Source organism: Streptomyces sp. NPDC088923 (assembly GCF_044749745.1).
GTDB lineage: Bacteria > Actinomycetota > Actinomycetes > Streptomycetales > Streptomycetaceae > Streptomyces.
Genome location: NZ_JBIVIO010000001.1, coordinates 50,712 through 61,479, shown reverse-complemented (window position 1 = coordinate 61,479; position 10,768 = coordinate 50,712). Strand labels below are relative to the sequence as shown.

The 10,768-nt window shown below is 71.6% G+C and carries 16 protein-coding genes; 4 read left to right on the top strand and 12 right to left on the bottom strand.

What is annotated here, in order from left to right; translation table 11 throughout:
- Positions 1 to 42: 42 nt before the first annotated feature.
- The 11 genes from ACIP4O_RS00290 to ACIP4O_RS00240 all read right to left on the bottom strand — a co-directional run bounded on the left by ACIP4O_RS00290 (position 43) and on the right by ACIP4O_RS00240 (position 4,692).
- Positions 43 to 861 carry a phiSA1p31-related protein gene (locus tag ACIP4O_RS00290; protein ID WP_401569646.1) on the bottom strand — a complete coding sequence of 273 codons (819 nt, stop codon included), beginning with the start codon at positions 859 to 861 and terminating at the stop codon, positions 43 to 45.
- Between the two features lie 122 nt (positions 862 to 983).
- Positions 984 to 1,583: a hypothetical protein gene (locus ACIP4O_RS00285; RefSeq protein WP_401569643.1), complete on the bottom strand. Its 600-nt coding sequence runs from the start codon at positions 1,581 to 1,583 to the stop codon at positions 984 to 986.
- A gap of 17 nt (positions 1,584 to 1,600) precedes the next feature.
- Positions 1,601 to 2,434, bottom strand: a complete 834-nt coding sequence (locus tag ACIP4O_RS00280) for a hypothetical protein (RefSeq protein ID WP_401569641.1) — start codon at positions 2,432 to 2,434, stop codon at positions 1,601 to 1,603.
- Positions 2,435 to 2,507: 73 nt separating this feature from the next.
- Positions 2,508 to 2,687 (bottom strand): hypothetical protein, encoded by a 180-nt coding sequence (locus tag ACIP4O_RS00275; protein ID WP_401569639.1) that lies wholly within the window; start codon positions 2,685 to 2,687, stop codon positions 2,508 to 2,510.
- The gene (locus ACIP4O_RS00270) at positions 2,684 to 2,917 is read right to left on the bottom strand and encodes a hypothetical protein (protein WP_401569637.1); all 234 of its coding nucleotides are present in this window, start codon (positions 2,915 to 2,917) and stop codon (positions 2,684 to 2,686) included. The genes ACIP4O_RS00275 and ACIP4O_RS00270 overlap by 4 nt, the downstream gene beginning before the upstream one ends.
- Positions 2,914 to 3,213, bottom strand: coding sequence for a hypothetical protein (locus ACIP4O_RS00265; protein WP_401569635.1), 300 nt, complete (start codon positions 3,211 to 3,213; stop codon positions 2,914 to 2,916). The genes ACIP4O_RS00270 and ACIP4O_RS00265 overlap by 4 nt, the downstream gene beginning before the upstream one ends.
- Positions 3,210 to 3,413 carry a hypothetical protein gene (locus tag ACIP4O_RS00260; protein ID WP_401569632.1) on the bottom strand — a complete coding sequence of 68 codons (204 nt, stop codon included), beginning with the start codon at positions 3,411 to 3,413 and terminating at the stop codon, positions 3,210 to 3,212. The genes ACIP4O_RS00265 and ACIP4O_RS00260 overlap by 4 nt, the downstream gene beginning before the upstream one ends.
- Positions 3,410 to 3,796, bottom strand: coding sequence for a hypothetical protein (locus ACIP4O_RS00255; RefSeq protein WP_401569631.1), 387 nt, complete (start codon positions 3,794 to 3,796; stop codon positions 3,410 to 3,412). Before ACIP4O_RS00255 ends, ACIP4O_RS00260 begins: the two co-directional genes overlap by 4 nt.
- 76 nt (positions 3,797 to 3,872) lie before the next feature.
- Positions 3,873 to 4,178, bottom strand: coding sequence for a DNA-binding protein (locus ACIP4O_RS00250; protein ID WP_401569629.1), 306 nt, complete (start codon positions 4,176 to 4,178; stop codon positions 3,873 to 3,875).
- Complete coding sequence (locus ACIP4O_RS00245; RefSeq protein WP_401569627.1) at positions 4,175 to 4,411, bottom strand: hypothetical protein; 237 nt, start codon at positions 4,409 to 4,411, stop codon at positions 4,175 to 4,177. Before ACIP4O_RS00245 ends, ACIP4O_RS00250 begins: the two co-directional genes overlap by 4 nt.
- Entirely contained in the window at positions 4,375 to 4,692 is a 318-nt protein-coding gene (locus tag ACIP4O_RS00240; RefSeq protein WP_401569624.1) for a hypothetical protein, read from the bottom strand. The genes ACIP4O_RS00245 and ACIP4O_RS00240 overlap by 37 nt, the downstream gene beginning before the upstream one ends.
- A gap of 270 nt (positions 4,693 to 4,962) precedes the next feature.
- On the opposite strand from ACIP4O_RS00240, the gene ACIP4O_RS00235 reads away from it, so the two are divergent.
- From ACIP4O_RS00235 to ACIP4O_RS00220, 4 genes are all read left to right on the top strand, one after another.
- Positions 4,963 to 5,445, top strand: a complete 483-nt coding sequence (locus ACIP4O_RS00235; protein ID WP_401569622.1) for a hypothetical protein — start codon at positions 4,963 to 4,965, stop codon at positions 5,443 to 5,445.
- A 118-nt stretch (positions 5,446 to 5,563) separates the two neighbouring features.
- Positions 5,564 to 5,809, top strand: a complete 246-nt coding sequence (locus ACIP4O_RS00230; RefSeq protein ID WP_401569619.1) for a hypothetical protein — start codon at positions 5,564 to 5,566, stop codon at positions 5,807 to 5,809.
- A 30-nt stretch (positions 5,810 to 5,839) separates the two neighbouring features.
- Positions 5,840 to 7,453 carry a LacI family DNA-binding transcriptional regulator gene (locus ACIP4O_RS00225; RefSeq protein ID WP_401569617.1) on the top strand — a complete coding sequence of 538 codons (1,614 nt, stop codon included), beginning with the start codon at positions 5,840 to 5,842 and terminating at the stop codon, positions 7,451 to 7,453.
- A 258-nt stretch (positions 7,454 to 7,711) separates the two neighbouring features.
- Positions 7,712 to 8,992 carry an MFS transporter gene (locus ACIP4O_RS00220; RefSeq protein ID WP_401569614.1) on the top strand — a complete coding sequence of 427 codons (1,281 nt, stop codon included), beginning with the start codon at positions 7,712 to 7,714 and terminating at the stop codon, positions 8,990 to 8,992.
- Between the two features lie 129 nt (positions 8,993 to 9,121).
- On the opposite strand, the gene ACIP4O_RS00215 is transcribed toward ACIP4O_RS00220, so the two are convergent.
- Positions 9,122 to 10,591, bottom strand: coding sequence for a CCA tRNA nucleotidyltransferase (locus tag ACIP4O_RS00215; protein WP_401569611.1), 1,470 nt, complete (start codon positions 10,589 to 10,591; stop codon positions 9,122 to 9,124).
- Positions 10,592 to 10,768: the final 177 nt, after the last annotated feature.

The following is a 10,768-nucleotide window of genomic DNA, read 5'->3' as shown; positions in this document are numbered from 1 at the left end:
GGCATGCCTCGGCGTCTACAGCTCGGCAACGGGGGGGGAGGATCAGGCGCGGCGGAGGGGCCCGTGCTCGGTGACGAGCGTGTCGAGGCGGTACGGGTCCGTCTCGCAGCCGTCGAGGACCATGAGCGGCATGCCGTTGTCGGTCGAGCCGTTCCAGGTCCACGGGTCGCCGTCCGCGTCGAGCCAGGTGGCGCGGAGGTCGTACGTGGTGCCGTCGACCGTGGTCTGGGCGAGGGGCTCGGTCCACGCGTCCACGATCTGCTCGCGGGTGGTGGAGAGCACGCGGCAGGGCATCTGCATGCCGATGAAATCGCCGCACACCACGTCCCCTTGCGGGTGTTCGCCCGTGATGACGAGCGGCGCACCGGGATCGGCCTGCCACGCGGTGAGCGCGGAGCCCGCGTGCTGCCAACGGGCGAGGTACTCGGAGGTGAACGCGGTGAGCGGCACGGCGGCGGGCTCGCGGCGGAGCTGGGCGAGGATCATGGCACGCCAGTTGCGCACGGGCTTCTGGTAGTCGTTCGCCTCGGCCCGGAGCTGGCCGTGTCCGTCGACGCGCACCTCGACGCCGTGCCGCCCGTTGAGGGTGAGGGTTGCGTCCGCCCAGTCGACGGCGCGATCGCTGAGCCAGGCGGTGAGGGCGGGGATCTGCGCGGCGGGGAGTACCCCGTGGGCGTCTCCGTTGTTGCCGACTGCGCGGCGGGAGACGGCGAGGGTGTACCGGTCGGTGCCCACGGCATACAGCCAGCCGTCGCGCTGCTCCAGGAGGAGGTGCGAGATGGGCAGGTCGAGGTCGGTGGGCACGTGCGGGGTGACCTGCTTGAGCATGCGGCGCAGCTCGGAGACGGTGATGCTGGGCATGTGGTTCTCCTGTGGGATCGTGTGTTGATCCCCGCCCGCTATCCCCGGGCGGGGGTTCTGCGTTGGTGCCGGCCGCGCCGCCGGTCTGTGCCTCGGCGGCGCGGCCGGAGTCGGGCGCGGGTTTAGAACGGGGGCTCGCCCGCGGCCTGCTGCACGGCGGCGACCTTCGGGCTCTGCGCGGCCGGGGCGGGGTTGGTGGCCCACGGGTCGGCGGCGGGCGCCGGGGCCGCAGCGGGCGCGGGCGCCGGGGCCGGAGCGGGGGCCAGAGCGGGGGCGGGCGCGGGGGCGGCGGGCGCCTGGAGGTGCGCGGTGGCGGCCGGGGTGTAGTGCGCCGAGTAGATCTTGGGCGCGCTGAAACCGCGCTGCTTCGGGACGCCGTCGCTGTCGTAGCGGACGCGGAGGATGCCCCCGACCTCCAGGCCGGGCGCCCCGGCCGTACGGACGGCGTCCTGCACGGCGTTCTTCATGAGGCCCTTGATGAAGAGGCGGCGGCGGCCGTCGTCGTCCTCGATGCTGGGGTCGCGCTCGTCGGTCTGGACGGTGACGACGAGCTGCATCATCGGGTTGCCGTCCGACCAGAACTTGTTCTCGCCGCTGGAGATGTCGCGCTGCTGCTCGACGCTCGGCGGCTCGGTGATGGGCCCGCCCACGACGGTGCCGAAGGTGGGGAACTTCGCGGTGGGGGCGCCGCCGCCGCCCATGAGGAACTGGTTCGCGTCCATGCTGGTTGCTCTCTTCTCTATGCTGCGATGAGGGATTCGAAGCCGTGCCGCGCGGGCCGGTCTTCGGTTTTGGTGATGCCGGGGCAGCCGACCGCGAGGTCAGCCGAGCCGGGCTTGAACCACTCGCAGAACCGGCACTTAGCCAGCTCGCTCGTGGGGAACTGGGCGAAGAACGCGGTGTCGTACGGGTCGTGGCGGCCGTCGTCGGGCGGGGTGCACTGGTCGGTGATCGCGTCGAGGCGGGCGAGCGCGTCGAGGGCAACCTGCCGGTCGTACGGCTCGGTCCACACGTGCACGATCAGCTCGTGGTACCGGCCGACGAAGCAGATGGCGACGCGCTGGGGCTGCTCGCCCCCGTTCTCCTGGCCGAGGCCGTAGAGGTGGGCCTGGATGCGGTACTGCTCGCCGGGCCCGCTCCTCCGGTACTTCTCCAGGCTGCTCTTGCCGACGAGCTTCCAGTCCCAGACGGTGCGGCTCAGCCGGTCGTACAGGTCGGACGATCCGGCGACGATGCGGGCCTCGATCGGGTGGGGGCGGACGGTGACGCGCTCCTCGATGCGGTAGCGGGGCCGACCGTCCGGCATGGCGGTCTGCCGCCGCTGGAACGCCTCCTCCATCCAGCCGTGAAACCCGGTGCCGATGACCGGGGCGATGACCTCCTGGCGGGCGGACGGCTGCGGCCAGTCGAGCTGGTGATAGGCGAGGGCCCGCGAGCAGGGGTTGCCGACGCCGGACGGGCCGATCCTTTTCTGGAGGGAGCGGGGGGCGTTGACGGCGGTGTCGGTGATGAGGTCGGCGATCCGGTCGGCCATGGTCTGGCCGGTCTCGTCGCTGCCCGAGGTCTTCGCCACGGTGCGCTCCTTCGGTGGGGGTGGCCGCCCGCCCGCTCGGGGGGAGAGCGCGGGCGGGCGGCCGGTCAGGTGGTCAGCAGTCGTACGGCTCGGCGAGCCCGTACTCCTCGGCCTCAAGCTCCTCGGTGTCGGCCTGCATCGCGCACGCCTCGCAGGAGCCGCAGCCGTACGGCACTCCGTCGATCAGCTCGGGCAGGCACTCCTCGTCGCCGGGCGTGACGTCGAGGCGGTCGTCTACGTCGCGGGTGGTCACTGCTCTTCCCCGAACGCCGGGCGCTCGTACGCCGCGTCGAGGCTGCGGGCTTCGCGGCGGCGGCGACGCTTGACGGCGGTGGAGACGAGGACGGCGAGGAAGTCGGCGCCGAGGAAGGTGACCCACCAGGTGGGCGGTTCGCCGAGGATGAGCCAGGCGACGCTGATGACGACGCTGGCGGCGAGGGCGCCGAGGAGCGCCTGATGCATGAGGGGGATGAGGCGGTTCACCGACCGGTCTCCTTCGTGTAGGCGGGCGTCTGCTGTGCCTCGGTGAGCAGGACCGGGGCGGGCTCGGCGGCGGCGTCGCGGACGGCGGGAACCCAGCCGGGTACGGCGAGCGGGTTCTCCCAGCGGGTGGCCTGCCGTTCGGCCCGGTCGCAGAGGTCGAGCACGGGGCGCAGGGCCTCGGTGCGGACCTCGGCGGCGAAGGCGTCGAGGAGGGCGCTCGCGCGCTCGCTGTTGTCGGGGGAGTGCTGCTGTCCGCTCATGACGGCGCTGTACAGCGCGGCTCGGGCCGTGCTCACTGGGCACCGTCCTTCTGCGCGACGGCGGTGACGGCCTGCGCCCATGCGTGGTCGGCGGGCCAGACGTCGCCGTACGCGGCCTCGGCGCGGGCGGCGATCTCGCGGGCGGCCTCGCGCCCGGCGCGGATCTCGCCGCGCTCGATGCGGCCAAGGGTGTGCTGGTCGGTGGTGAGCGGCTTCATCGCCGTGTTGGTGCTCATGCGGCCACCTGCTCCCCGGCCGCCATGGTGGCGACGGTGGTGAGGGTGAGGCCGTAGCCGAGGAGGAGGACCTCGACCCCGGCGAAGACGGTGAGGAGCCGCAGCCAGGGCTCACCGACCTCGGTGACGACGAGGTCGACGCGGTCGGCGGGGACCTGGAAGGCGTTGCGCCACAGCTCGAAGTCGTGCGGTGCGCTTGCGGCGAGGGTGAGGCGCGGGTTGTCCTTGCTCGGGTCGGCGGTGAAGCGCACGGGCGGCAGGCCCGGGTACATCTCGGCGAGCGCGGCGAGGGCGGCGGCGAGCGGGCGGAGGTCGGCGAAGCTGTCGGCCTGCCAGTCCTCGCGCGCGGGGCGCTCGGCGGGGCCGGTAATCTTGATGTTCACGGGGCCTCATCTCTTGGGTGGTTGAGGTGTCCGAGGGGCTCGTCCCGGATAGCCGTCCGGGCGGCCCCGCTTTTCGTTACGCGGTGCGCTTGCGGCGCGGGGTGCGGGCGACGAGCTGTACGACCGGCGCGGTGGGCGCGGTGGCGTCCGTGCGGGCGGCCGGTGCGCGGCGTCCGGCGGTGGTGCGGGTGATGGGCGGGGCGGCGGGCTGCTCCAGGAGCGCGAGGAGCTGCTGGAACTGCCGGTCCGTGAAGCGGACCCGGCCCCCGGCGCGGGTGACCGGTACGCGGCCCCGTCGCGCCTGCTCCTGCACCCACCAGGCGGACACGCCGAGCGCGGCGGCGACCTCGTCGGCGGTGTGCAGGCGGGGCAGGGCGCTCACGCGGCGGCCCTCGTCTGCCCGCCGTGCTCCAGGCCGCGCAGGTACGCGTCGACCAGCTCGGGCCTGCTCACGACGCGCTTGCCGATCTTCCAGGCGTGCGGGCCGGTGCCCTGCATTCGCCAGCGGCGGTAGGTGCCGGGGCGGATGCCGAGCCGGGTGGCGATGCCGGGCCCGTCCGGGGTGTCCTCGACGTAGATCAGTCCCGGGGGTGGGATCTGGGGGCGTCGCTCCATGAGGTGCTCTCCTCTCGTGCGCGGGTGTGCTCGGTGGTGTTCTCGTTTGTAGACGGCGCGGGGTCGAAGAGGACCCGCACGCCGACGCCGAGTGCGGCGGCCAAGGCTCGCGCCTGCGCCTCCGTGAGCGACGTCATCCGCCCCGTGAGGAGGTGGCCGACAGTGCCCTGCGGTACGGCTGCTGCGCTGGCGAGGGCCCGCACCGTGTACGGCTCGCCTCGCCCGGGGTGCTGGGTGATCCAGCGCAGTGCGTCCCGGGAGAGGAGGGTGTAGCGGGCCATGCGGGTGTCTCCGTTTCGCGACCGTTTCGGCTACGAACGGGAACAGCTAAGCATGAGCGGCCCCCTTTCGTCTACAAACGAGACCGATTCGGTCAGGAGCGGGCGTGGCCTGATGTGCAGTTTTCGTGCGCTATCCCCGAGCGCTACGCTCTTCCTGATACGGAACAGCTACGATCCGGAATGGTTGTGCGCTCCGACCTGGATCTTTTCCAGAACAGCGGGGCGCCCACTGATACACACGGTTGTCCGATGCGCGCGGGAGAGGCAGGCATGGAAGCAGAGAGGGCCCGGGAGCAGGAGGCTCGGCGGGCGGCCGGCCCCGATATCCCGGATCGGCTTACACGCGATCTGGACCGCGACCAGCTCAGCCAGCTCGTCCGCGCCGCGCTTGATGAGGGCGCGGGCGGCAAGCGCACGACCTCACTGAACGCACTGGCAGAGAGAGCCGCAGCCGCAGGACACCCCGTGTCGAAGCCATATCTCCAGAAGCTCAGCACGAACAACATCTCGAAGGCCCCCGACCGGGAGCAGCTACGGGGAATCGCTGCTGCTGTCGGCCGCCCAGTCGAGGTGGTCAAAGCGGCGGCGGCTGCACAGTTCCTCGACTACGAAGCAACGGAGCTGGGCGGTTTCCCGGATGACGTGCGCGTGGTGGTGGCGCACCTGGCGGGGATGACGCCGGGCGACCAGAGGCGGTGGCGAGCGATGATCGAGGCGGACGAGCGCGCACGTCGTTCGAACTCGAACGGGTGATCGAACAAATTCGCCCTCCCGTGTGTCCGATTGCGCTTGTAGAGTGACGAGAGTTGCACCGTGTGCATATGCCACACGAGCACTGTGCTCACGGTGAGTCACGATGCGAGGGGGCGCGGTGATCGAATATCAGCTCTCGGCGACGGACCTGCCGGTGCCGGGATACGCGACGGAGACGCGCGGGGGCGTCCGCTTCGTCCTCAACAGGGGGCTGTTCCTGCCGGACGAGGTTGCCGCGCTCAACACGCTTGCGGCTGGCGTGATCCGGCCGCGCACGTGGTTTCAGCTGTGGCAGGGGGAGACGGTGCCGCTCGGTCTCGGGCCGGTGCCGGTGCCCCCTCTCGACCGGGTACCGACCCGCTGACCCAGGCGGTACCCCAGGAAGGCGGGGGTCGTGGGATACGGGGAGAAGCGCGGGGACGTCCGCAGCGTCTACTACCGGGGGCGGTACAAGGTCGCCCCCGGCCGGTACGCGACGGTGAAGGACTCGACCGGCGCCGTGATCAAGTACTCGCGGCGCCGGGACGCGAAGCAAGCCGCGGACCGCGCGGAGGCCGCGCTCGCCGAGTCGCGGAAGCCGTACGTCGACCGGCGCACACAACCCACACTGGCCGAGTACGTCCAGACGTGGTTCGCCGAGCAGGACTTGGCCGCGTCCACGCTCGACAACTACCGCGACCACATCGAATCCCACATCCTGCCCGCCGTCGGGGACGTCGTGCTCACGGACATCACGGCCGAGGCGGTACGGGCCTGGATGCAGGCCGAGCGTGCCGCCGGGTACGCGGCGTCGAGCGTGGAGACGTACCGCGCCGTCCTCCACCTGATCCTGGAGGACGCCATCGCGGCCGGGGTGCCGCTCACCTCGAACCCTGCGGCGAAGCCCTCGGCGCGTCGGGGCCGGCGCTCGGGCCGCGAGGGGCGCACGGACAACCGGGGGCCCGAGAAGCCCACGACGTCACCGCTCGGCGTGCTGCTCATCGCCGAACGCTCGGCGATCCTCGCCCGCCGGGATGATGAGTTCGTCCAGGTCCTCGACCTCGTCTACATGATGAAGCGTTGGGGCGAGAGCATCGGGATGACCACGACGCACGTGCACGCGCGCGGCCCGCGCCAGCGCATCGAGTGGCAGTTGTACCAGCGGCGGGACGGCACGTGGGACTGGGCGGCGCCGAAAGATGATTCGCGCCGGTGGGTGGATACGCCGCCGTTCATGCAGGCGCTCGTCCTGGAGCAGATGCGCCGCCGCCCCCCGGCGCCCTGCGAGTGCCACCAACAGGCCACGCTCTTCGTGGACCGGCGCCCGCTGCCAGGGCCCACGCGCGACGAGGTGGCGCGCGCGGCGGGCGTCTCCCGCGCCGTCGTCTCCCGCGTCCACACGGCCCCGCACCTCGTGAGCGCGCGGCGGCGCGACCTGGTGCTCGCGGCCGAGGAGGAGCTGGGCGTGGGCGGGCCGCCCAAGTACGGGCCGCACAGCGCCCGCAGCGACTGGCGGCACGCGATCTCCACCCCCGCGGCCACGGGGTGGTTCCCGTCCCGGGGAGAGCACGACCCGGCCTACCCGGTGCCCGTCGACGTGGACTCTGAGTTCCCCGGCGTGGTCCTGCGGGGACGCTACTCGGGGGAGCGGGCGAGCGGCTGCTGGGCGCCCATCCTGCGGGGGTGGACACCGCACCTCGGGCGGCACATCGGTAAGAGCTGGATGGACTGGCTGGGCACGCCGAAGGTCCTCAAGGACGAGCGCATGGGGCACGTGGACCGGTCCGTGCCCGGCATCTACTCGCACGTCCTCCCGGAGATGCGCGCGGACCTGATGCGCGGGCTGACGATGCTGTGGGAGCAGTCCCTCACCGAGCGGCTCCGGCTCTCCCCCCGCTCGGCGGCGCCCACCCTCGACCGGCTCCTCCTCGCACACGCTGAAAAGATCACCCAGAATTCCCCCAGTGGCATCATGCGGCGCGTCATCCAGCGCACGAATTCCCTGCCTGACCTCGCAGTTTGGAAATGATTCGGGCGGGGACGCACCTTGTACTTCATGAAGAGCCCGCCGGTCCAGTACTTCGACGACCAGGCCCGCGAGAACGTCGAGAAGTTCATCCGCGGCGAGGTCGAGCGCTGAGCGGCTGACACCCCGTCCGGCTCGCCGCCCCTGCCGGGGTGAGCGCCGGGAACCGCGTGTCCAGAAGGGGCCCGTACCGCACCGGTACGGGCCCCTTCGCCGTACCTGTGCGCGGCGACCCGTACCACGCGTGTGAAGCTGTGCCGCATGGCTGTCGTCCCCGATCTCCGTCTCCTGCTGAAGCTGGGAGGCTTCCGCCGCCTGCTCGCCGTGCGGCTGCTCTCCCAGGCCGCGGACGGTGTCTTCCAGGTCGGTCTCGCCACCTACGTCGTCTTCTCCCCCGAGAAACAGGCCACCCCGGGCCAGATCGCCTCCGCGATGGCCGTCCTGCTGCTCCCGTACTCCCTCGTGGGTCCCTTCGCGGGCGTCTTCCTCGACCGCTGGCGGCGCCGTCAGGTCTTCTGGTACGGAAGCCTGCTGCGCGTGCTGCTGGCCTCGCTCACGGCCGTGCTGATCCTCGCCCGCATCCCCGACTGGCTCTTCTACGTGGCGGCCCTGTGCGTCACCGCGGTCAACCGCTTCGTCCTCGCCGGCCTCTCCGCCGCGCTGCCCCGGGTCGTCGACGGCCCCCGCCTCGTCGTGGCCAACGCGCTCTCCCCGACCGCCGGGACTCTCGCCGCCACGGCGGGCGGTGGTCTGGCCTTCCTTGTCCGGCTCCTCGGCTGGGACTCGGACGCCGCCGTCCTGCTGCTGGGCGCGGCGCTCTACCTCGCCGCCGCGCTCGCCTCGCTCCGCATCCCGGTCGACGCGCTCGGTCCGGGTCTGGAGGAACGCCCCCGCGCCCACGTACGCGCCGCACTCGCGGCGTCCGCACAGGGGCTCCTCCAGGGCCTGCGTCACCTCGCCGCCCCCGCCCGCCGTCCCGCGGCGCGCTCGCTCGCCGCGATGACCCTCCTGCGCTTCTGCTACGGGGCGCTCACCGTCACCGTGCTGATGCTCTGCCGGTACGCGTGGTCGACCACGGAGGAGGACGGCCTCGCCCTGCTCGGGCTCGCCCTCGGCCTCTCGGCGGTGGGATTCTTCGTGGCGGCGCTGCTGAGCCCGTGGGCGATCCGCCGCTTCGGCCCGCTCGGCTGGATCGCGGGCTGCGCGGCCCTCGCTGCGGTGCTCGTCGGGCTCGCGGGCCCGTTCTTCGTCGAGCCGCTGATGATGGCGCTCGCCTTCTTCCTCGGCGTCATCACCCAGGGCGCGAAGATCGCCACCGATACCGTGGTGCAGTCCGAGGTCGAGGACGCTTACCGGGGACGGGTCTTCTCGGTGTACGACGTGCTCTTCAACGTCGCCTTCGTCGGCGCCGCGGGAGCCTCCGCCCTGGTACTCCCCGGGGACGGGCGCTCCGTCGTGCTCGTCCTGGGAGTCGCGGTGATCTACGCGGGCGTGGCGGCGCTCGCCGGACGCGCACTCCGCGTACCGGCACGGGCGAGCTGAGGAGGGGGATGTTTCACGTGAAACATCTATGGGGCATCCGAGGATGTTTCACGTGAAACATCGCGCGGAGTCGCCGTAGCCCGGGCTCCCCGATGTTTCACGTGGAACATTGCGCGACCACTCGCGTACTCACTGCTGCTGGGCGTTCCACCACTCCTTGAGCGCCTCGCCGGCCGCCTCCTTGCCGAGGGGCCCCTTCTCCATGCGCAGATCGAGGAGGAAGGCGTACGCCTTGCCGATCACGGGGCCGGGGGAGACGTCGAGGAGCGCCATGATCTCGTTGCCGTCGAGATCGGGCCGGATCGCGTCCAGCTCCTCCTGCTCCTGCAATTCCTCGATCCGCTGTTCCAAGCCGTCGTAGGCCCGGGCCAGGGCGTTGGCCTTGCGCTTGTTGCGCGTCGTGCAGTCGGAACGGGTGAGCTTGTGGAGGCGCGTGAGCAACGGGCCCGCGTCACGCACGTACCGCCGTACCGCGGAATCGGTCCACTCCCCGGTCCCGTAGCCGTGGAAGCGCAGGTGCAGCTCGACGAGGCGGGAGACGTCCCGGATCAGCTCGTTCGAGTACTTGAGCGCCGCGAGCCGCTTCTTGACGAGTTTGGCGCCCACGATCTCGTGGTGGTGGAAGGAGACCCGGCCGTCGCCCTCGAAGCGGCGCGTCTTCGGCTTGCCGATGTCGTGGAGGAGGGCGGCGATGCGCAGCGTGAGGTCGGGGCCGTCCTCCTCCAGGTCGATCGCCTGCTCCAGCACGGTGAGCGAGTGCTCGTAGACGTCCTTGTGACGGTGGTGCTCGTCGCTCTCCAAGCGCAGGGCGGGCAGCTCGGGAAGCACTCGCTCGGCGAGCCCGGTGTCGACGAGGAGCCGCAGCCCCTTCACGGGATGGGCCGAGAGCAGCAGCTTGTTCAGCTCGCCCTGGACTCGTTCCGCCGAGACGATGTCGATGCGCTCGGCCATCGCCGTCATCGCGGCGACCACCTCGGGAGCCACCTCGAAGTCGAGTTGCGCGGCGAAGCGCGCCGCACGCAGCATCCGCAGCGGATCATCCGAGAAGGACGCCTCGGGGGTGCCCGGCGTCCGCAGCACCTTGGCGGCGAGATCACCCAGACCGCCGTGCGGGTCCACGAACCGCTTCTCGGGCAGGAACACCGCCATCGCGTTGACGGTGAAGTCCCGCCGGACGAGGTCTTCCTCGATCGAGTCGCCGTAGGAGACCTGCGGTTTGCGGGAACCGCGGTCGTACGCCTCGGAGCGGTACGTCGTGACCTCGATCTGGAAGCTCTGCTCCTCCTCACCGACGCGCGCCGCCTTCTGGCAGCCGACCGTGCCGAAGGCGATGCCCACCTCCCACACCGCGTCCGCCCAGGGCCGTACGAGCGCGAGCACGTCCTCGGGACGAGCATCGGTGGTGAAGTCGAGGTCGTTGCCCAGCCTGCCGAGCAAGGCATCCCGTACCGAACCCCCGACCAGCGCCAGCGTGAAACCGGCCTCCTCGAAACGACGGGCGAGTTCGTCCGCGACGGGCGAGACACGCAACAGCTCGCTCACCGCGCGCTGCTGCACCTGGCTCAGTGCACTGCTGGGGTCATGGTTGGCGTTCGGCACAACAGGAGAGGGTACGTGGCCCCGCCTCCCCCTCCGAATCGCGCCGGAGCGCCGGCCCGCGGCCTTCACAAGATCGCCCAGCCCACTCCGCGGCACTTCGGCCCAGCCGGCCTCGTTACCATGCGTGGACGCATCAAGCGACAACCACCGACCACTGACGACGACGAGGACGGGCGA

Bases quoted from the DNA above. Each gene is read 5' to 3' on its own strand.
- ACIP4O_RS00290 (WP_401569646.1), bottom strand. From the start codon at position 861: ATGCCCAGCATCACCGTCTCCGAGCTGCGCCGCATGCTCAAGCAGGTC.
- ACIP4O_RS00285 (WP_401569643.1), bottom strand. From the start codon at position 1,583: ATGGACGCGAACCAGTTCCTCATGGGCGGCGGCGGCGCCCCCACCGCG.
- ACIP4O_RS00260 (WP_401569632.1), bottom strand. From the start codon at position 3,413: ATGAGCACCAACACGGCGATGAAGCCGCTCACCACCGACCAGCACACC.
- ACIP4O_RS00245 (WP_401569627.1), bottom strand. From the start codon at position 4,411: ATGGAGCGACGCCCCCAGATCCCACCCCCGGGACTGATCTACGTCGAG.
- ACIP4O_RS00240 (WP_401569624.1), bottom strand. From the start codon at position 4,692: ATGGCCCGCTACACCCTCCTCTCCCGGGACGCACTGCGCTGGATCACC.
- ACIP4O_RS00235 (WP_401569622.1), top strand. From the start codon at position 4,963: ATGGAAGCAGAGAGGGCCCGGGAGCAGGAGGCTCGGCGGGCGGCCGGC.
- ACIP4O_RS00220 (WP_401569614.1), top strand. From the start codon at position 7,712: ATGGCTGTCGTCCCCGATCTCCGTCTCCTGCTGAAGCTGGGAGGCTTC.